The 20,881-nt window shown below is 54.8% G+C and carries 20 protein-coding genes; 8 read left to right on the forward strand and 12 right to left on the reverse strand.

Annotated elements, in window-relative coordinates; all coding sequences use genetic code 11:
- Positions 1-30: 30 nt before the first annotated feature.
- The 7 genes from atpE to asnC all read right to left on the reverse strand — a co-directional run bounded on the left by atpE (position 31) and on the right by asnC (position 6,134).
- The gene (atpE, locus tag KIF87_RS21845) at positions 31-270 is read right to left on the reverse strand and encodes a F0F1 ATP synthase subunit C (protein ID WP_000429386.1); all 240 of its coding nucleotides are present in this window, start codon (positions 268-270) and stop codon (positions 31-33) included.
- 49 nt (positions 271-319) lie between these two features.
- The gene (gene atpB, locus KIF87_RS21850; RefSeq protein WP_023309789.1) at positions 320-1,135 is read right to left on the reverse strand and encodes a F0F1 ATP synthase subunit A; all 816 of its coding nucleotides are present in this window, start codon (positions 1,133-1,135) and stop codon (positions 320-322) included.
- 8 nt (positions 1,136-1,143) lie between these two features.
- On the reverse strand, positions 1,144-1,524 hold the full coding sequence (atpI, locus tag KIF87_RS21855) for a F0F1 ATP synthase subunit I (RefSeq protein WP_023333920.1): 381 nt from the start codon (positions 1,522-1,524) through the stop codon (positions 1,144-1,146).
- 616 nt (positions 1,525-2,140) lie between these two features.
- Positions 2,141-2,764 (reverse strand): 16S rRNA (guanine(527)-N(7))-methyltransferase RsmG, encoded by a 624-nt coding sequence (gene rsmG / locus KIF87_RS21860; protein ID WP_121423348.1) that lies wholly within the window; start codon positions 2,762-2,764, stop codon positions 2,141-2,143.
- Between the two features lie 107 nt (positions 2,765-2,871).
- Positions 2,872-4,761 carry a tRNA uridine-5-carboxymethylaminomethyl(34) synthesis enzyme MnmG gene (mnmG, locus tag KIF87_RS21865; protein WP_213330676.1) on the reverse strand — a complete coding sequence of 630 codons (1,890 nt, stop codon included), beginning with the start codon at positions 4,759-4,761 and terminating at the stop codon, positions 2,872-2,874.
- 374 nt (positions 4,762-5,135) lie between these two features.
- A complete protein-coding gene (gene mioC, locus KIF87_RS21870; RefSeq protein WP_063145557.1) occupies positions 5,136-5,585 on the reverse strand; it encodes an FMN-binding protein MioC in 450 nt (149 codons plus the stop codon).
- A gap of 90 nt (positions 5,586-5,675) precedes the next feature.
- Positions 5,676-6,134, reverse strand: coding sequence for a transcriptional regulator AsnC (gene asnC, locus KIF87_RS21875; RefSeq protein ID WP_024907891.1), 459 nt, complete (start codon positions 6,132-6,134; stop codon positions 5,676-5,678).
- 151 nt (positions 6,135-6,285) lie between these two features.
- Between asnC and asnA the strand changes: the two genes are divergently transcribed.
- Complete coding sequence (gene asnA / locus KIF87_RS21880) at positions 6,286-7,278, forward strand: aspartate--ammonia ligase (RefSeq protein WP_213330677.1); 993 nt, start codon at positions 6,286-6,288, stop codon at positions 7,276-7,278.
- Here the strand turns inward: asnA and viaA are convergent, their stop codons facing one another.
- Positions 7,279-8,730, reverse strand: coding sequence for an ATPase RavA stimulator ViaA (gene viaA / locus KIF87_RS21885; RefSeq protein WP_213330678.1), 1,452 nt, complete (start codon positions 8,728-8,730; stop codon positions 7,279-7,281).
- Positions 8,724-10,220: an ATPase RavA gene (ravA, locus tag KIF87_RS21890; protein WP_121423345.1), complete on the reverse strand. Its 1,497-nt coding sequence runs from the start codon at positions 10,218-10,220 to the stop codon at positions 8,724-8,726. The genes viaA and ravA overlap by 7 nt, the downstream gene beginning before the upstream one ends.
- Before the next feature lie 222 nt (positions 10,221-10,442).
- Here ravA and kup point away from each other — a divergent pair, with 222 nt between their 5' ends.
- The 7 genes from kup (at position 10,443) to rbsR (ending at position 18,390) form a co-directional block, all read left to right on the forward strand.
- Positions 10,443-12,311, forward strand: coding sequence for a low affinity potassium transporter Kup (gene kup / locus KIF87_RS21895; RefSeq protein ID WP_213330679.1), 1,869 nt, complete (start codon positions 10,443-10,445; stop codon positions 12,309-12,311).
- Between the two features lie 226 nt (positions 12,312-12,537).
- Complete coding sequence (gene rbsD / locus KIF87_RS21900; protein ID WP_213330680.1) at positions 12,538-12,957, forward strand: D-ribose pyranase; 420 nt, start codon at positions 12,538-12,540, stop codon at positions 12,955-12,957.
- A 7-nt stretch (positions 12,958-12,964) separates the two neighbouring features.
- On the forward strand, positions 12,965-14,470 hold the full coding sequence (rbsA, locus tag KIF87_RS21905; protein ID WP_023333912.1) for a ribose ABC transporter ATP-binding protein RbsA: 1,506 nt from the start codon (positions 12,965-12,967) through the stop codon (positions 14,468-14,470).
- Positions 14,471-14,474: 4 nt separating this feature from the next.
- Positions 14,475-15,440, forward strand: coding sequence for a ribose ABC transporter permease (gene rbsC / locus KIF87_RS21910; RefSeq protein WP_006808742.1), 966 nt, complete (start codon positions 14,475-14,477; stop codon positions 15,438-15,440).
- 27 nt (positions 15,441-15,467) lie between these two features.
- Positions 15,468-16,358, forward strand: coding sequence for a ribose ABC transporter substrate-binding protein RbsB (rbsB, locus tag KIF87_RS21915; protein WP_023333911.1), 891 nt, complete (start codon positions 15,468-15,470; stop codon positions 16,356-16,358).
- A 106-nt stretch (positions 16,359-16,464) separates the two neighbouring features.
- Positions 16,465-17,394 (forward strand): ribokinase, encoded by a 930-nt coding sequence (rbsK, locus tag KIF87_RS21920; protein ID WP_213330684.1) that lies wholly within the window; start codon positions 16,465-16,467, stop codon positions 17,392-17,394.
- Positions 17,395-17,397: 3 nt separating this feature from the next.
- Positions 17,398-18,390, forward strand: a complete 993-nt coding sequence (rbsR, locus tag KIF87_RS21925; RefSeq protein ID WP_213330681.1) for a ribose operon transcriptional repressor RbsR — start codon at positions 17,398-17,400, stop codon at positions 18,388-18,390.
- Here rbsR and mdtD read toward each other — a convergent pair.
- From mdtD to KIF87_RS21940, 3 genes are all read right to left on the reverse strand, one after another.
- Complete coding sequence (gene mdtD / locus KIF87_RS21930) at positions 18,356-19,789, reverse strand: multidrug transporter subunit MdtD (RefSeq protein ID WP_196367183.1); 1,434 nt, start codon at positions 19,787-19,789, stop codon at positions 18,356-18,358. The two genes, rbsR and mdtD, sit on opposite strands and share 35 nt — an antisense overlap.
- Positions 19,786-20,493, reverse strand: a complete 708-nt coding sequence (locus KIF87_RS21935) for a FadR/GntR family transcriptional regulator (protein WP_023309775.1) — start codon at positions 20,491-20,493, stop codon at positions 19,786-19,788. The genes mdtD and KIF87_RS21935 overlap by 4 nt, the downstream gene beginning before the upstream one ends.
- A 170-nt stretch (positions 20,494-20,663) precedes the next feature.
- A partial coding sequence (locus tag KIF87_RS21940; RefSeq protein WP_213330682.1) for a hypothetical protein occupies positions 20,664-20,881 on the reverse strand: 218 nt, incomplete at its 5' end.

A 20,881-nucleotide genomic window follows, 5' to 3' on the forward strand; every position in this document is an offset into this window, starting at 1 on the left:
TTTCTGTGGCTTAGGGTTTTAAAACTACTACTACGCGACAGCAAACATCACGTACAGACCCAGACCTACAGCGATCATTGGGATAGCATCCACCAGACCCATAACGATAAAGAACTGAGTACGCAGCAGAGGAATCAGATCAGGTTGACGCGCTGCGCCTTCCAGGAATTTGCCCCCGAGGATGCCGATACCGATCGCAGCACCGATAGCCGCCAGACCCATCATCACAGCGGCAGCCATGTACAGCAGATCCATATTCAGGTTTTCCATGACAGTCTCCAGTTTGTTTCAATTAAAACGTAGTAGTGTTGGTAAAAAATCAGTGCTCTTCAGACGCCATCGACAGATAGACGATCGTCAGAACCATGAAGATAAAGGCTTGCAGCGTAATGATCAGGATGTGGAAAATGGCCCATGGCACATTAAGAATCCACTGTGACCACCACGGCAGAAGACCCGCGATCAGAATGAAAATCAGCTCACCCGCATACATGTTGCCGAACAGTCGCAGACCCAGTGAAACAGGTTTGGACAGCAGGCTAACGCCTTCCAGGATCAGGTTGACCGGAATAAACGCCCAGTGGTTGAACGGCTGCAAGGTAAGCTCTTTCACAAAGCCGCTTACGCCTTTCATTTTGATGCTGTAGAAAAGAATCAGGATAAATACGCCCAGCGCCATCGACAGGGTGATGTTCACGTCCGCAGACGGTACAACACGCAGCGCAGGCAGGCCGAAGATGTGCTCGCCGATAAACGGCAGCAGATCGATTGGCAGCAGGTCCATCAGGTTCATCAGGAAGACCCAAACGAACACGGTCAGGGCCAGCGGAGCAATCAGCTTGCTCTTGCCATGGTACATGTCTTTGACGCTGCCATGGACGAAGCCGATGATCATTTCGATGAAGGTCTGGAATTTCCCTGGTACACCGCTGGTCGCTCGTTTAGCAACACCGCGGAACATGGCCAGGAACAGAAGACCCAAAACCACCGAGAAGAACATGGAGTCGATGTTGATCGTCCAGAAGGTGGCCGGGGGGTTATGTGGATCCACCAGCGAGAATGTACGCAGGTCCAACTGAAGGTTATTCAGATGGTGACCTATGTAATCCTGCGGCGTCATATTTTCTGAAGCCATGATGCCTTTTACCCTTTGTTATTGATTACAGCTGGAGCCAGAACTTGTACCACCAGCACCAAAACCCACGTTGCTATCAGCGGCATGAAGACCACTTTCAAAACCGCCAGCGCCATCACCAGTAGAGCAAAGGTCAGCAACACCTTACACACTTCGCCGAGGGCGAAGGACCAGGCCACGCGGCCTTTGGCGGGTGTATGCGCCTGATGACGCCAGGCAAAAATCATAAACAACACGTTTGGCAGCACAACCGCCAAACCCCCGCACACGGCGGAGATGCCCCAGAAGGGGTCTTTGAGGCTAAACAGCAGTCCACTTGCTATCACAGCCAGAAACTGAACGAACAGAAGCTTACGAGCAACGTTTCTACTCAAGAGCGACACAGACATCACGTTTTTACTCCTGCTCCCTTCGAGGTATGCCGCGTGTCGTATAAAACGTCCTTTAAGGCTCAGAGTCAAGCATCAAAAAGCGGTCAAATTATACGGTGCGCACCCGTGATTTCAAACATTAAGTAGCGAAAAGGTGAATAAATGTTTAAATATTTTTCCCCACCGCTATTTTTTAACTTTCGCTGAAAGCGTCAACCTTCGACCAAAACTGCAAACAGCGCGAAAACGTTGACGATAAAGCGTGCACGAGATCACAAAACACACATTTGCGATAAGGTTGTATTTATCAAAGACGCAAATCGCATAAATTTATCTTTATGAAATTAAAAGCAAAACGTCGTAACTATTTTCAAAACAGCCCAGTACACAATAAAAACCTTTTATTGACATTCTTAATAAATATTTAACATTGCGTTCTGGTTACTGCCTTCCACTTTTAGCAGACTTATATTTTCACAGATGACTATCTTCTCGGTGAATAATAGGCGCTACGTTAACCGGAAGAAAAACCTTAGTGAAAAAGAGGTTAAATGCTCACCGGTAAATCCCCGGTAGTTGTGCTGTTTTTTAACATGCTAAGAACAGCACAAATTCCACATTTTTTATTAATTTTTTAAAAATTGTTTGGCTTAATTATCACCAGATGACGTTCCCCATCGAGCTGAGGAATGTTTAATTTCTCGATGGATTCAACAGCAAATCCATCCGGAAGCTGTTCAATCTCATCGCCTGGCAACTGCCCTTTCAGCGCATAGAAGCGGCCATTCTCTGCGGGCAAGTGCTTACACCAGCTAACCATGTCATTGAGCGAAGCAAACGCGCGGCTGATAACACCGTCAAACGGAGGCTCCGCCGGGAACTCCTCTACCCTGCTCTGCACGGGCGTGATGTTCTCAAGCTTCAGCTCATGCTGTACCTGACGTAAAAAGCGCACGCGCTTGCCGAGGCTGTCCAGCAGCGTGAAGTGGCTCTCAGGGCGAACAATGGACAGCGGAACGCCCGGTAAACCTGGTCCTGTCCCCACGTCGATGAAACGCTCACCTTTCAGCCAGGGGGCAACCACAATGCTATCGAGAATATGGCGTACCAGCATCTCGTTGGGGTCACGTACTGAGGTCAGGTTGTACGCTTTGTTCCATTTGTTCAGCATATCGACATAGGCCACCAGCTGATTTTTCTGGTGATCGGTGAGCGAAATACCTGCCTGATCCAGCAGACGAGAGAGTTTGTTGAGCACGGTGAATACCTGTTTAGAGATTTTTCGCCCGGTGGCGCTGCCGCTTACCGGGCCTACGAATAAGTAGGGCGGGTAAGCGAAGCGCCACCCGCCAAAAGCAATGTCAATTACGCGCTGCGGCGCAACATACCTTGCTTTTTCAGCCAGACCAGCAGGATCGAAATCGCCGCAGGGGTAACCCCCGAGATGCGTGATGCCTGGCCGATCGACACCGGTTTGTGATCGTTTAGCTTGGCGATCACTTCGTTGGAGAGACCCGTCACCTGGCGGTAGTCCAGCATTTCCGGCAGCAGCGTGTTTTCGTTACGCTGCTGTTTTTCGATCTCATCCTGCTGACGCGCGATGTAACCTTCGTACTTCACCTGGATCTCAACCTGCTCTGCCGCTTCAGCATCTTCCAGTCCCGGCGCGAACGCGGTCAGTTTGACTAGGTTCTCGTAGGTGACTTCAGGACGGCGCAGCAGATCTTCCCCGCTGGCTTCACGCGACAGCGGCGCTGTTAATTGAGCGTTTACTTCGGCAGCGGTTTCCGCCTGCGGATTCACCCAGGTGGTTTTCAGGCGCTGGCGTTCCTGTTCAATGCGCTCCAGCTTCTCGTTAAAGCGCGCCCAGCGTTCGTCATCCACCAGACCCAGCTCGCGGCCCATTTCGGTCAGACGCAGGTCGGCGTTATCTTCGCGCAGCATCAGGCGATATTCCGCGCGAGAGGTAAACATACGGTACGGTTCTTTGGTACCCAGCGTGCAGAGATCGTCAACCAGCACGCCCAGATACGCCTGAGAACGGCCTGGCGCCCAGCCCTCTTTCTCAGCGGAGAAGCGTGCGGCGTTCAGACCGGCAAGCAGACCCTGTGCTGCCGCTTCTTCGTAGCCGGTGGTGCCGTTAATCTGACCCGCGAAGAACAGACCGTGGATGAATTTGCTTTCCAGGGTTGGCTTCAGGTCACGCGGATCGAAGAAATCGTACTCAATAGCGTAGCCAGGGCGAACGATTTTCGCATTCTCCATCCCCTGCATTGAGCGAACAATTTGCATCTGCACATCGAACGGCAGGCTGGTGGAGATGCCGTTCGGGTAAATTTCGTTTGAGGTCAGCCCTTCCGGCTCCAGGAAGATCTGGTGCTGGTTACGATCGGCAAAGCGCATCACTTTGTCTTCGATCGACGGACAGTAGCGTGGGCCGATCCCTTCGATCACGCCAGCATACATGGGGCTGCGATCGAGGTTATTGCGGATCACGTCATGGGTTTTCTCGTTGGTATGCGTGATGTAGCACGGTACCTGCTGCGGATGTTGCGCCGCATTGCCCATGAACGAGAAGACCGGCATTGGGTTATCACCGTGCTGTTGCGCCAGCACGCTGAAATCAATGGTGCGCGCATCAATACGCGGCGGCGTACCGGTTTTCAGGCGGCTGACGCGCAGCGGCAGTTCACGCAGACGACGAGACAGGGGAATAGACGGCGGATCGCCGGCACGGCCACCGCTGTAGTTATCCAGACCGATATGAATTTTACCGTCAAGGAATGTGCCCACGGTCAGCACCACGGCTTTCGCACGGAATTTGAGGCCCATCTGGGTCACGGCACCCACGACGCGATCGTTCTCAACGATAAGATCTTCAACAGCCTGCTGGAAGATCATCAGGTTAGGCTGGTTCTCCAGCGCGGTGCGCACAGCCTGACGGTAAAGCACGCGGTCTGCCTGGGCACGGGTCGCACGCACAGCGGGACCTTTACTCGCGTTTAGTATCCTAAACTGGATTCCTGCATGATCGATCGCTTTCGCCATCAGGCCGCCAAGTGCATCCACTTCTTTTACCAGGTGTCCTTTCCCAATGCCGCCAATCGCCGGATTACAGGACATTTGTCCCAGCGTGTCGATATTGTGTGTCAAAAGCAGGGTCTGCTGACCCATACGCGCTGCGGCCATTGCGGCCTCAGTGCCTGCATGACCCCCGCCAATGATGATGACGTCAAAAGGATCCTGATAAAACATGGTGGTCTGCCTCGCGTAAAGCGGTATGAAAATGGATTGAAGCCCGGGCCGTGGATTCTACTCAACTTTAGTCTTTCGAGAAAGCATTGGGATCCTGGGCTATTAAAAAGAAGATCTTTTTATTTAGAGATCTGTTCTATTGTGATCTCTTATTAGGATCGCGAACTTGTGTGGATAAGTCCGATCTCATAAAGAAGATCATGCGGTTAGAAAGGATCGTTTGCTGTGAATGAGCGGTGATCCTGGACAGTATAAGCTGGGATCAGATCGCGACTTTATGCACAGGTCAAAAACAACACAACAGTTGTTCTTTGGATAACTACGGGTTAATACGAGCTTTTAACCAGAGTTATCCACATCTGTTCGCGCGATCTTTAATCGTTTTTGAGTAAATTTTTCCATTCCGCGAGCCAGATCTCGGCTGGATCCTCCGGAATGTCATGATCGAGGATGTTGATCTTGAGCGTTTCACCCAGTTGTTTTGCTCCGCAGGAGGTTACAGCTGCTTCAACTTTCTCTATTGCCCCGCAAAAGGTGTCATATTCACGACTGCCGATCCCCACCGCGCCAAAACGGACGTTTGACAGGTCGGGCTGCTGTTCCAGCAGTTCGTCATATAAAGGTTGCAGGTTATCCGGTAGATCGCCCGCGCCGTGCGTGGAGGTGATCAGCAGCCAGACCCCGTCAGCCGGGAGATCTTCAAGCAACGGGCCGTGCAGGGTTTCCGTGGAAAATCCCGCATCTTCCAGCTTTTCAGCCAGGTGTTCCGCTACGTATTCCGCACCACCAAGGGTGCTGCCGCTGATAAGGGTAATGTCCGCCATTGATCGCTCGCCCAGATAAAGAGACGGCCATTGTACGCTGTGAACGAGCTGGGATCTACCTGTGGAAAATGTGGGAATGGATTTGCCCGATCACGGGCGGATGGTACGCATGATCGGGTTTTGCAGGGAGATCAGTGTCTCGGTGGACTGAATTTCATCGATTGTTTGGATCTTGTTGATAAGTACCTGCTGGAGGGCGTCGATGGATCGGCACATTACCTTTATAAAGATGCTGTAGTGACCTGTGGTGTAATACGCCTCGGTGACCTCATCCAGCGCGTTCAGCCTCGCCAGGGCGGAAGGATAGTCTTTGGCGCTTTTAAGAATGATGCCGATGAAGCAGCAGACGTCGTAACCCAGATGTTTAGGACTGACGTCAATGCGTGCGCCGGTAATGATCCCCGCCTGTTTCATCTTCTCTACGCGAACGTGAATGGTCCCCGGGCTGACGCCAAACTGTTTCGCCAGCTCGGCGTAGGCGGTACGGGCATTGGCCATTAAGGCCTCCAGGATGCCGCGGTCGAGATTGTCGATCTGATAATTTTCCATAGCTTTTTCTTATGAAGATTAATGATTCACTCTATTCTAGCGTTTAATTTTATCGAATCAAAAGTGAAGGTGGCTTTTTGTTGATGAGTTATTGAATCTGATGCCATTTCTGTTGCTTAATCAATATCAACAGGACGCAGGAGTATAAATAATGAAAACCGCTTACATCGCAAAACAACGCCAGATCAGTTTCGTTAAATCCCATTTTTCCCGCCAGCTGGAAGATAAACTTGGGCTAATTGAAGTCCAGGCGCCGATTCTGAGCCGCGTGGGTGACGGGACCCAGGATAACCTGTCTGGATGCGAAAAAGCGGTACAGGTGAAAGTGAAAACACTGCCAGACGCCCAGTTCGAAGTGGTTCATTCCCTGGCGAAGTGGAAGCGTCAAACCCTGGGACAACACGACTTCAGCGCGGGCGAAGGGCTCTACACGCACATGAAAGCTCTTCGCCCCGATGAAGACCGCCTCACCCCAATTCACTCTGTCTATGTTGACCAGTGGGACTGGGAGCGCGTGATGGGTGACGGCGAGCGCCACGTAGGCACGCTGAAATCTACCGTTGAAGCGATCTACGCCGGGATCAAAGCAACCGAAGCGGCCGTGAGCAAAGAGTTTGGTCTGGCACCGTTCCTGCCGGATACGATCCACTTTGTTCACAGTCAGGAATTGCTGAGCCGCTTCCCGGGTCTGGATGCCAAAGGCCGTGAGCGTGCGATTGCCAAAGAGCTGGGCGCGGTATTTCTGATTGGGATCGGCGGCAAGCTATCTGATGGCAAACGCCACGACGTTCGCGCGCCGGATTATGATGACTGGAGCACAGCGGGTGAGGGCGAGTTTGCCGGGCTGAACGGTGATATTCTGGTGTGGAACCCGGTTCTGGAAGACGCATTCGAGCTTTCTTCTATGGGGATCCGCGTGGATGCTGACGCGCTGAAGCGCCAGCTGGCGGTCACCGGCGATGAAGATCGTCTCAAACTCGAGTGGCACCAGGCGCTGCTGCGCGGTGAAATGCCTCAGACGATCGGCGGCGGTATCGGCCAGTCCCGTCTGACCATGCTGCTGCTTCAGTTGCCACATATCGGTCAGGTCCAGTGTGGCGTATGGCCGCAGCAGGTACGTGAAAGCGTCGGTTCTCTTCTTTAATTAACGCCGCCAGCGTCTGAGCAGGCGGCTACGCAGCCCGGTATCAAAGCGCCAGATATGATCGAAGATGCGCATGATGCCGGGTTTCCCATGGGCGGACATCGCCACCGCGTGAAAACGGTGCTGATGCACCCGCTGTAACTCCTTCACCTTATTCACCACGTCATCCGGCAGCCGCTGGGCAATAAAATCGGAAATCACCACCGCGTCAGCGTCGTACCAGTCGCCGCCCTGCATACGCTCCACAATGCTGCGAAAGCAGCTGGCCAGATCCGTGCCGCCGCGAAAACGCTGGCTCAGGAAGCGGATTGCCTGCTCGATCCCCTGCTGGTTCGTCAGCTCATAGCCCACAACCTCGCTGGAGAACAACATGATGAAGCAGCGACGGCGATCGGCGAGCGCCACGCGCATCAGCGCCAGACAGAATGCCTTCGCACACTGCTCGTTAAACCCGCCCATCGATCCGGACGTATCCACGCAAACAATGAATGGCCCGCGCGGCTGTTCATCAAAATCCTGATGGACCACCGGCCGTTGGCTGATTTTCTCGCGCCAGGCTTCGCCGTGCAGTCGGTAGGTGAGAAGCTGTTTTTCCACCAGCCGACGATAGAACTCATACTCCAGCTCGGTCATCCCCAGCGTGCTCAGCTCGGTCGGCAGCAGACGTAAGATGTCGTCGCTTTGCTGCAATCCATCTACCTGCTCCGGCACGGTGGCCGGTTCGCGGACCAGCGTGCGGAAGGTTTCCATCGGCGCATCTTTCTTTGGGACCGATTTTGCCTCCCGCGAGCGCCCCAGCTGTTCTGCAAGCTTCATCAGCTCCGGCTGCTGCGTTAGAAAGTCGCCGTACTTGACGATCAGCTGGTAGTCACCGCGCTTCAACTGCCCGGCGCTCATGTCCCACAGACGTCCGGCGGCGTTTTCATTTTCTACCAGCACCTCTTCAAGCTGGCCGCTCAGCGTCATACGCTCCTGAACTTCGCTGAGCAGCTGTTCACGCTCTTCATCCAGCAGCTGCTGGTTCAGCGTTGTGGCCTGAACGACCAGGCTGAGGCGCCAGCGCTGTAGGAACAGGGTATGCAGCGCCGGGGTAAAGGTGGCGTTATCCGTGACCAGCGCCCGCGCCTGGCTGGCAAACGGAGAGTGGACTTTATCAAGCAGCGTAAGGGTTTGCGGCAGCTGGACGATAAACTGCGGTGTCGACAGCCGTTGGCACTGCTGATAGCTGGCGACCTCCTCCGTCAATTCAGGCGGGACTTCCGTCTCCTTAAACCGCTGGCGAAGGTTATCGCGCCAGCGCGGGAGATCGTCGGTCATCGCTTTTTTGAGCTTCGGGAATTTTTCGAAGAAGGCCGCTAGCTGCGGCGACGCCAGGAGGGTAATAACCACCTCCTCGATCAGACCTTCCTCACTGACCGCCAGCATGACGTTGAGCGTATCCAGCGTTAGCATTGACGCGCCTGTTTGATCTGCGCGCTGACGTCCTGCAGGCTGGCTTCGATGCGACCTAACCAGTCGCTATGAATAAAGAGGCATTTTTGCTGCTCGCTAAAGCGGGTGTGCTGCTGGTGCCATTCGGTATCCAGCGCTTCCAGCTGCTGCTTGATCTCTTCCGGCACGCTATCGGAAGCGGCGCCCGGCAGCGCCAGGCGCGATCCCTGCAGGCTGACGTCGCGGATCACCAGATGCTGGCTGCTGTCCACTTCCATCGTCAGCGGCTGGGCAAAACCAATACCGTTAAGCTTGCCGCGGATCTCACCGCCCTTATCCAGCCACTGCGCCAGCGCTTCGCGCTCAATCGTAATGTGTACCACCTGCATATCATGCAGTTTGAGCGGCTGCTGGAGCAGCAGCGTGAGCGTCGTACCAGTCAGATCGGCAGGAAGCTCGTAGTGCGGTTTGCGGGCGAACATGCCCCCCAGGCGGTTCACTTTCAGCGCGGTTTTATCACTTTGCTGCTGCTGAAGCTGGATGCGCCGCTGGGCAATCGCCCCCAGCTGATTGAGCATCGCCTGCTGCCCCCAGGCGTGCCCGGTCATCAAAACGTCAAGCTGCTGCTGCATCAGGTTCATGCCTTCTGCATCATGCCAGAGGCAGTCTTTGAGCAGGATCAGGTCGATTGGCGCAACGGCGTCACGCCCGCTGAACAGGGCGCTGGCCTGCAGCAGACGGATCGCTTTTTTCCAGCGGCGATCGGAAACATAGGGCGCAGAAGGGAGGAGATCGAGCTGCTGACGCAGCAGATAGATCAGCTCAAATACGGCGTCAGGCAGTTTGATTTTGCTGATATCCTGCTGCCACTGGTGATACTCCTCATCGGTGACCTGTAGCGAAGCAGACACCGGATTTTCGTTCTCATCCTGCTGGCTTATCAGCAGGGAGCGGAAATTGGATTTATCCTGCACTTTATCCAGCCACAGGCGGATCAGCATACGGTCATAAAGCGCTTCCAGACTGCTGTCGGCTTCAGGCAGTTCGTTAGAGGCGGCCACCAGCAGGCGCATCGGGATTTTCTCTTCACTGGCGCCGTTACGGAACCGACGTTCGTTTATTGCCGTGAGCAGGGTGTTCAGAATAGCCGGTCCCGCTTTCCAGATCTCATCAAGAAAAACAATCTCAGCCTCAGGCAGATACCCCGCCGTCAAACGCTCATAGCGCCCTTCATCTTTCAGCGCCTGAATGGAAAGCGGGCCAAAAACTTCTTCTGGGGTGGAAAACCGGGTCATGAGATATTCGAAGGCGCGGGCGTTCTGAAAAGCAAATTTTAGCCTGCGGGCGATCAGGCTTTTGGCAATGCCCGGTGGTCCCAGCAAAAACACGCTTTCACCGCTCAGCGCCGCCAGCAAACAGAGGCGAATGGCGTGGCTACGCTCGAAAAGGCCTTTCTCCAGTGCGCTGCTGAGGCGGGAAATTCTTTCTGCTAATAAATGTGAGTGAGCCATAATAGTTTTGCATCCTTTCGCCGTCGTGGCGGCCAATTGAAGCGAGTATAGACGTTTCAGTCAGGGCTGGTAATAGACTGAAGTGCGGCGCAATTTTCTTTGCGCTACATTAATGCGGTTGCATTTAGGGGTACGATTTTGCAATGAATCGTGCATACTGTGCGCTTTTTGTGGGCCAAGGGACCAGGAACACATTTGTTATTTAAACGAAAAGACTAGTCTATGAGCACTGATAATAAGCAATCATTACCCGCAATAACGCTTGCGGCGATCGGGGTTGTCTACGGTGATATCGGCACCAGCCCGCTTTATACGCTTCGTGAATGTCTGTCCGGCCAGTTTGGCTTTGGTGTTGAACGCGATGCCGTGTTTGGCTTCCTGTCCCTCATTTTCTGGCTGCTGATTCTGGTGGTTTCCGTTAAATATCTCTCCTTCGTTATGCGTGCAGATAACGCAGGTGAAGGTGGGATCCTGACCCTGATGTCCCTTGCCGGGCGCAATACCTCGGCCAGAATGACCTCAGTGCTGGTCATTATCGGCCTGATTGGCGGCAGTTTCTTCTACGGGGAAGTGGTGATAACACCGGCTATCTCGGTGCTGTCGGCGATAGAGGGGCTGGAGATTATCGCACCACAGCTGGATACGTGGGTGGTTCCGCTCGCTATCATTGTCCTGACGCTGCTTTTCGCTATTCAAAAGCACGGCACCGGGCTGGTGGGCAAACTGTTTGCTCCGATTATGCTGGCCTGGTTCCTGATCCTGGCGGCGCTTGGCTTGCGGAGCATTATCGCGAACCCGGAAGTGCTGCATGCGCTGAACCCTTACTGGGCCGTGCATTTCTTCCTCGAATACAAAGTGGTTTCCTTCGTGGCGCTGGGTGCCGTCGTGCTCTCCATCACCGGTGTGGAAGCGCTGTATGCTGACATGGGCCACTTCGGGAAACTGCCTATCCGCGTGGCATGGTTTATTGTGGTGCTCCCGTCGCTGGTGCTGAACTACTTCGGTCAGGGTGCGCTGCTGCTTAAAAACCCGGAAGCGATCAAGAACCCGTTCTTCCTGCTGGCCCCTGACTGGGCGCTGGTGCCGATGCTGATCCTGGCGACGCTGGCGACCGTCATTGCCTCTCAGGCGGTGATTTCCGGCGTGTTTTCTCTGACGCGCCAGGCCGTGCGTCTGGGGTATCTCTCGCCGATGCGCATCATCCATACCTCAGAGATGGAGTCGGGTCAGATCTACATCCCGTTCATTAACTGGCTGCTCTATTTCGCTGTTGTCATTGTTATCGTCAGCTTCGAGCACTCCAGTAACCTGGCGGCGGCGTACGGTATTGCCGTAACCGGTACGATGGTGCTGACATCGCTGCTCTCCACCACGGTGGCGTACCGAAACTGGCACTGGAATAAATTCCTCGTGGCGATGATTCTGGTGGGCTTCCTGTGCATCGACGTGCCGCTGTTCTCTGCGAACCTCGACAAAATTGTCTCCGGTGGCTGGCTGCCGCTGACGCTGGGTCTGGTGATGTTTATTGTCATGACCACCTGGAAAAGCGAGCGTTTCCGCCTGCTGCGCCGCATGCATGAGCACGGGAACTCTCTGGAGGCGATGATCGCCTCTTTGGAGAAATCCCCGCCGGTCCGCGTGCCGGGGACCGCGGTATATATGTCTCGCGCGCTGAACGTCATTCCGTTCGCGCTGATGCATAACCTCAAGCACAACAAAGTGTTGCACGAGCGCGTGATCCTGCTGACGCTGCGCACCGAAGATGCGCCGTATGTTCATAACGTCCGTCGCGTGCAGATTGAGCAGCTGTCGCCGACCTTCTGGCGCGTGGTGGCAAGCTACGGCTGGCGTGAAACGCCAAACGTGGAAGAAGTATTCCACCGCTGCGGCCTGGAAGGGCTGAGCTGTCGGATGATGGAGACGTCGTTCTTTATGTCGCACGAGTCGCTGATCATCGGCAAGCGCCCATGGTATCTGCGCCTGCGCGGCAAGCTGTACCTCATCCTGCAGCGTAACGCCCTGCGTGCGCCAGACCAGTTTGAGATCCCGCCTAACCGCGTGATTGAGCTGGGAACGCAGGTCGAGATTTAAGTCTTTGTGCGGCCTGATGCCCTCACCCCGACCCTCTCCCACAGGGAGAGGGCGCAAACATAAAAAACGGTAACCTTGGGGTTACCGTTTTGCATTTACCTCCACTCCATTTCACTTAGCGAAACGTTTCGACGTCGATCACAAATCTGTTACGTCATGATGGTTTTCTGAACATTTCTGGGGCTACACTACATTTAGCGAAACGTTTCGCTAGTGGAGCAAGAAAATGAAGAAAGGCACTGTACTCAACTCAGAAATCTCATCGGTTATTTCCCGTCTTGGGCATACCGATACGCTGGTGGTTTGCGATGCAGGCTTACCGGTTCCGCGCAGCACAACCCGTATCGATATGGCGTTAACGCAGGGCGTTCCTTCGTTTCTGCAGGTACTGGAAGTCGTGACCGCGGAGATGCAGGTTGAGGCGGCCATTCTCGCGGCGGAAATCAAACAACATAATCCGCAACTCCACGAAACGTTGCTCAGCCACATTGAGCAACTGCAACAACACCAGGGAAACACCATAGAAATTCGTTACACAACGCACGAGCAGTTCAAACAACAAACCGCAGACAGTCAGGCGGTGATTCGCAGCGGGGAGTGTTCCCCGTATGCGAATATCATTCTCTGTGCTGGCGTCACCTTCTGAGGCCATCATGGACGCATTACTGCAACTCAAAGGGATCGATAAGTCGTTCCCGGGCGTAAAAGCCCTCTCCGGCGCGGCGCTGAACGTCTACCCCGGGCGCGTGATGGCGCTGGTGGGCGAAAACGGTGCCGGCAAATCCACCATGATGAAAGTGCTGACCGGTATCTACCAACGCGATGCCGGTTCACTCGTCTGGCTGGGCAAAGAGACCACCTTCACCGGCCCGAAATCCTCTCAGGAAGCGGGCATCGGTATTATTCACCAGGAGCTGAACCTCATCCCTCAGCTCACCATTGCGGAAAACATCTTCCTCGGCCGCGAGTTTGTTAACCGGTTCGGCAAAATCGACTGGAAAACCATGTATGCCGAAGCGGACAAGCTCCTGGCGAAGCTGAACCTGCGCTTTAAGAGCGACCGTCTGGTGGGCGATCTCTCCATTGGCGATCAGCAGATGGTGGAAATTGCCAAGGTGCTGAGCTTTGAGTCGAAGGTAATCATTATGGATGAACCGACCGATGCCCTGACCGATACCGAAACCGAATCCCTGTTCCGCGTGATCCGCGAGCTGAAGTCGCAGGGGCGCGGGATTGTCTATATCTCTCACCGCATGAAAGAGATCTTCGAAATCTGCGATGACGTCACCGTCTTCCGCGACGGGCAGTTTATTGCCGAGCGCGAAGTCGCCACGCTGACCGAAGATACGCTTATCGAAATGATGGTGGGACGTAAGCTCGAAGATCAGTATCCGCATCTGGATAAAGCGCCGGGTGAGATCCGCCTGAAGGTGGATAACCTCTGCGGCCCTGGCGTGAACGACGTGACCTTTACCCTGCGCCAGGGCGAGATCCTGGGCGTGGCGGGCCTGATGGGTGCCGGACGTACCGAGCTGATGAAAGTGCTTTACGGCGCGCTGCCGCGCACCAGCGGTTATGTCACTCTCGACGGCCATGAAGTGGTCACCCGCTCTCCGCAGGATGGTCTGGCGAACGGCATCGTCTATATCTCCGAAGACCGCAAACGCGACGGTCTGGTGCTGGGGATGTCGGTAAAAGAGAACATGTCCCTGACCGCGCTGCGCTATTTCAGCCGCAGCGGCGGTAGCCTGAAGCATAAAGATGAGCAGCAGGCGGTGAGCGATTTTATCCGCCTCTTTAACGTTAAAACTCCGTCGATGGAGCAGGCGATTGGCCTCTTATCCGGCGGTAATCAGCAGAAAGTGGCGATTGCGCGCGGGCTGATGACGCGCCCGAAAGTGTTGATCCTCGACGAGCCAACCCGCGGCGTGGACGTGGGCGCGAAGAAAGAGATCTATCAGCTGATTAACCAGTTTAAGGCCGACGGTCTGAGCATCATTCTGGTCTCTTCCGAGATGCCAGAAGTATTAGGCATGAGCGATCGCATTATCGTCATGCATGAAGGGCATCTCGGCGGTGAATTCACTCGCGAGCAGGCCACCCAGGAAGTTCTGATGGCTGCCGCTGTGGGCAAGCTTAATCGCGTGAATCAGGAGTAAGAAGATGACTACCCAGGCTGTTTCTGGTCGCCGCTATTTCACAAAGGCATGGCTGATGGAACAAAAATCGCTGATTGCCCTGCTGGTGCTGATCGCGATTGTGTCCACTATGAGCCCGAACTTTTTCACCGTTAATAACCTATTCAACATCCTGCAGCAGACGTCGGTGAACGCCATTATGGCGGTCGGCATGACGCTGGTGATTTTGACCTCGGGTATCGATCTGTCCGTCGGTTCCCTGCTGGCGCTCACCGGCGCGATCGCCGCTTCGATTGTCGGTATTGAAGTCAACGCCCTGGTGGCCGTGGCCGCTGCCCTGGCGGCAGGCGCGGCGATTGGTGCCGTAACCGGCGTGATTGTGGCAAAAGGCCGCGTTCAGGCGTTCATCGCCACGCTGGTGATGATGCTGCTGCTGCGCGGTGTGACCATGGTTTACACCAACGGCAGCCCGGTTAATACCGGCTTCACTGATAACGCGGATCTGTTTGGCTGGTTCGGTATCGGTCGCCCGCTGGGTGTCCCGACGCCGGTCTGGATCATGGCTATCGTCTTCCTGGCGGCGTGGTACATGCTGCACCACACCCGTCTGGGCCGTTATATCTATGCGCTGGGCGGTAACGAAGCGGCAACGCGCCTGTCCGGTATCAGCGTTAATAAAGTCAAAATTATCGTTTACTCCCTGTGCGGTCTGCTGGCGTCACTGGCAGGCATCATCGAAGTGGCGCGCCTCTCCTCCGCGCAGCCGACGGCGGGTACGGGATATGAGCTGGATGCTATCGCGGCAGTGGTTCTGGGCGGTACGAGTCTTGCGGGCGGTAAAGGTCGCATTGTTGGGACATTGATCGGCGCACTGATTCTCGGTTTCCTGAATAATGGTTTGAATTTGTTAGGTGTTTCCTCCTATTACCAGATGATCGTTAAGGCAGTGGTGATTTTGCTGGCGGTACTGGTAGACAACAAAAAACAGTAACTGACGACACTACAGGACATCTTAGATATGAACATGAAAAAACTGGCTACCCTGGTTTCTGCTGTCGCGCTGAGCGCAACCGTAAGTGCTAACGCCATGGCGAAAGACACCATCGCGCTGGTTGTCTCTACCCTGAACAACCCGTTCTTCGTCTCCCTGAAGGACGGTGCGCAGAAAGAAGCGGACAAGCTGGGCTACAACCTGGTGGTTCTGGATTCACAGAACAACCCGGCGAAAGAGCTGGCTAACGTTCAGGACTTAACCGTTCGTGGCACCAAAATTCTGCTGATCAACCCAACCGATTCCGATGCCGTAGGTAACGCCGTGAAGATGGCAAACCAGGCGAAGATCCCGGTAATTACCCTGGACCGTCAGGCGTCTAAAGGTGAAGTGGTCAGCCACATTGCCTCTGATAACGTGCTGGGCGGCAAAATCGCGGGTGATTACATCGCGAAGAAAGCCGGCGAAGGCGCGAAGGTTATCGAACTGCAGGGGATTGCCGGGACTTCCGCAGCCCGCGAGCGTGGTGAAGGCTTCCAGCAGGCTGTGGCTGCACACAAATTCAACGTGCTGGCCAGCCAGCCGGCAGACTTCGATCGTACTAAAGGTCTGAACGTTATGCAGAACCTGCTGACCGCGCACCCTGACGTGCAGGCGGTATTCGCGCAGAACGACGAAATGGCGCTGGGCGCGCTGCGTGCCCTGCAGACCGCAGGTAAATCTGATGTGATGGTTGTCGGATTTGACGGCACGCCGGATGGTGAAAAAGCAGTAAACGATGGCAAACTGGCTGCGACCATCGCTCAGCTGCCTGAGCAGATTGGCGCCACTGGCGTTGAAACTGCCGACAAAGTGCTGAAGGGCGAAAAAGTTCAGGCCAAATACCCGGTTGACCTGAAGCTGGTCATCAAGCAGTAAAAGGCGAATCAGGCAGTCGCTGGCTGCCTGAGGGACACCAATAAAGAAAAGTGTGGCATACGCCACCGGGTAACACCGGTGGCGCTCTCAGATGGACAACCCAACCATGAAAACCGCAGGCAACCTCGTCGTCCTTGGCAGTATCAATGCCGATCACATTCTTAACCTTGAATCATTCCCTACACCGGGCGAAACCGTCACGGGTAACCAGTATCAGGTGGCATTTGGCGGTAAAGGTGCCAACCAGGCCGTCGCCGCCGGTCGCAGCGGTGCAAACATTGCGTTTATCGCCTGCACGGGTGATGACGATACCGGTGAGCGCGTACGCAAGCAGCTGGCGAGCGACAACATTGATATCGCACCGGTCAGCATTGTTGCAGGGGAAGCGACCGGCGTGGCGCTGATTTTCGTCAACGCTGAAGGTGAGAATGTTATCGGTATTCATGCTGGCGCTAACGCTGCGCTGACGACGGAACGCGTAGAAGCGCAACGTGCAATCATCGGCGGAGCCGAAGCCCTGCTGATGCAGCTGGAGTCACCGGTTGAAAGCGTGCTGGCCGCTGCCAAAATTGCGCATGAAAATCATACCACTGTCGTACTTAACCCTGCCCCAGCCCGTGTATTATCAGACGAGCTGCTGGCGCTGGTGGACATCATTACGCCGAACGAAACCGAAGCCGAAAAGCTGACGGGCATTCGCGTTGAAAATGATGACGATGCCGCGCGCGCCGCGCGTGCGCTGCACGATAAGGGCATCGGCACCGTGATTATCACCCTGGGTAGCCGTGGGGTGTGGGCAAGCGTCAATGGCGAAGGCCGCCGCGTGCCGGGCTTTAAGGTCAAAGCGATTGATACCATCGCGGCGGGAGATACCTTCAATGGTGCACTGGTGACCGCGCTGCTGGAAGGCAAGAGAATGGATGACGCTATCCGCTTCGCACACGCTGCTGCCGCGATTGCGGTGACGCGCAAGGGCGCACAGCCTTCCGTTCCGTGGCGTAAAGAGATCGATGAATTCTTAAGTCAGCAGGGGTAACGCTTGGCCACAATGAAAGATGTCGCCCGCATGGCGGGCGTTTCTACCTCGACGGTCTCTCACGTTATAAACAACGATCGCTTCGTCAGCGAGGCGATTCGGGAGAAAGTTGAAGCTGCGGTAAAAGATCTCAACTATGCGCCGTCTGCGCTGGCGCGCAGCCTTAAGCTCAACCAGACGCGCACCATCGGTATGCTGATCACCGCCAGTACCAACCCCTTTTATTCAGAACTGGTTCGCGGCGTGGAGCGCAGCTGCTTCGAGCGTGGCTACAGCCTTGTGCTGTGCAATACCGAGGGTGACGAGCAGCGCATGAATCGTAACCTGGAGACGCTGATGCAAAAACGCGTCGACGGTCTACTCCTGCTCTGCACCGAAACGCACCAGCCCTCGAAAGAGATCATCCAGCGCTATCCCTCGATTCCCACCGTGATGATGGACTGGGCGCCGTTCGACGGAACCAGCGATCTCATTCAGGATAACTCCCTGCTGGGCGGTGATATGGCGACTCAGCATCTGATTGATAAAGGCCACACTCGCATTGCCTGTATTACGGGGCCGCTGGATAAAACCCCGGCGCGTTTGCGTCTGGAAGGGTATCTCTCTGCCATGAAACGGGCGGGGCTCGCCATTCCAGATGGCTATAGGATCACCGGCGACTTTGAATTTAACGGCGGTTTCGAGGCGATGCAGAAACTGCTGGCGCAAAAGCCGCGTCCGCAGGCGGTGTTTATTGGTAATGACGCGATGGCGTTTGGTGCCTACCAGGCGTTGTATCAGGCGGGGCTACGCGTGCCTGATGATATGGCGGTGATTGGCTACGACGATATCGAACTGGCCAGCTACATGACGCCGCCGCTGACCACGATCCATCAGCCAAAAGATGAACTGGGCGAGCTGGCCATCGATGTGTTGATCCACCGTATGGCGCAGCCCACGCTGCAGCAGCAACGCCTGCAGCTTACTCCTGTTCTGATGGAACGCGGTTCGGTTTAGCTTTCTCTTTGTGACGCTCTTTAATCAGGTTTCGGCCGTCTTTCGGTTTTAACAGCATAAAGACCAGCGCCGATACCACGGTAAGAGCGCCCATGGTGATAAAGGTATAGTGGAACTGCTCAACGGTATTTGCGCTGTCAAAACCTTCATAAAACCTCAGCACCGCTGCACTCACGGCAACCCCTAAACTGATCGACAGCTGTTGCGTTACCGCCAGCACGCTGTTGCCGCTGCTGGCGTTCTCATCAGTCAGATCGGCGAGGGTGATGGTGTTCATCGATGTGAACTGCGTCGACATCGCCATGCCCAACACAAACAGCGGCAGGATCAGCATCCAGACGGGCAACGCGGCGGATTGCAGCGAGAACTGCGCAATCATCAGCCCGATAAAGACCGTCACGCCAACCAGCGTCTTACGATAGCCAAACCAGCGCAGCACCTGCGTCACGGTTGATTTTGCCAGGATCGAGCCCATCGCCGTGGGCGCCATCATGCAGCCGGCAATCAGGGCCGGATAGCCGAAACCCACCTGCAGCATCAATGGCATCAGGAACGGTACGCAACCCGTCCCCAGACGAGACGCAATGTTGCCCGCAATCCCTACGGAAAACGTTCGGGTGTTAAAGAGTCCCAGGGAGATTAACGGCGTCGGGTGACGGCGCGCGTGACGTATATAAAGAAGGAATAGCAGAATACCGCCGAGGATAACGGAGAGCGCTAACCACGTTGCGACGATCTTCTCGCCAAACAGCTCCATCCCGCTGGAGAATAAGACCAGGCTCAGGCCAAACAGGAAAAAGCCCCCCATGTCGAAGCTGCGCCTTGGCGTGGTGAAGTTCGGCATATATTTGCGGGCATACAGCAGCCCCGCAACGCCAATCGGTATATTAATCAGGAAGATCCAGTGCCAGCTTGCCCAGGTGACAAACACGCCACCGAGTACCGGGCCAAGAATCGGGCCGACCAGGCCCGGCATGGTGACGAAGTTGAGTACGGGAAGCAGTTCGCTCCTGGGGTAGGCTCGCAGCAAGGCAAGGCGCGCCACCGGCATCATCATCGCGCCGCCAATGCCCTGTAGTACACGAAAGATAACCAGCTCCGTTAAGGATGAGGAGAGCGCACAGGCCAGCGAACCGAGCGTAAAGAGCGTGACGGCCAGCATGAAAACTTTGCGGGTGCCAAAGCGGTCGGCCAGCCAGCCGCTGACCGGAATTAACATCGCGACCGTCAGGGTGTAGCTGATGATGGCGGACTGCATCGCCAGCGGGGAGCGGTTAAGGCTTTGCGCAATAGCGGGAAGCGCTGTGTTGAGGATGGTGGCATCCAGTGCCTGCATAAAAAACGCCATGGCTGCAATCCACGGCAATCCGGCCATGCTGCGCGCTTTTTTCTTTGTCATTTATTTACCTGCTGGTGGGTTGGCGCGGCCAGCAATGCCTGGCACGCACTCAGGGCTCGCTGCCCGTCGCTTTCCTGAATGGCATCCACTATCGCCTGATGCAAATCCAGTTTTACCACTTCGTTTTGTGTAATAGAGGTAAAGTAGGTGTGATACACCGAATGAAATAAAGAGGCAAAAGAGGTGAGGAACGGATTGGCGCTCATCATATAGATGTGTTCATGCCAGGCCATATCGACCTCAACCCAGCGTTCGCGGTTGAAGTGCTTTTTCAGGAACACCATCTCTTCCATCAGCGCGTTAAGCTGTGCTTTCTGTTCTGCTGTTCCTAGCGTGGCGGCAAGCAGACATGCCTGAGGTTCAAGGCTGCTGCGCATCACCAGAAAGTGATCGACGACCTGATGAAAGTTATCTTCCGTCATCCACCAGGAGAGCAGCTCCTGATCGAGAAAATTCCAGTTACTCTGTGGCATCACGCGTGTGCCAATACGAGGACGTGGAAGCACCATACCTTTTGCCGTCAGGGTTTTCACCGCTTCGCGCACGGCGGTACGGCTCACCCCAAACTGCTCACCCAGCTCCATTTCACCCGGCAGAATGCTACCCGGGGCATATTTACCCGCTAAAATCCGCTGGGCCAGCTTTTCTGCCAGCACGTACGATAGGTTTTTTTGGGCGGCCAGCTGTTGTGCGCTTAATGGCATCGCTTTTATTCCTTAAAGATTCATGCTGATAATTATGCCACCTCGAATGTGATTGTGGTTGCAGATACATCAAATAGAACAATTTGTAGCTTGATTTCACCTCTGTTGGTGAAAAAAAACGCGGATGGAAACTTTTTTTAAATTTCCTCTTGTCACGTCGGAATAACTCCCTATAATGCGCCTCCACTGACACGGAACAACGGCACACACGCCGCCGGGTCAGCAGAGAAAAGCGAAAATAAACGCTTGACTCTGAAGCGGGAAAGCGTAATATGCACACCCCGCGCCGCTGAGAAAAGCGAAGCGGCACTGCTCTTTAACAATTTATCAGACAATCTGTGTGGGCACTCAAAGTGACATGGATTCTTAATGTCTTCGGACAATAAAT

Source organism: Enterobacter sp. 120016 (assembly GCF_018383635.1).
Taxonomy (GTDB): domain Bacteria; phylum Pseudomonadota; class Gammaproteobacteria; order Enterobacterales; family Enterobacteriaceae; genus Enterobacter; species Enterobacter asburiae_D.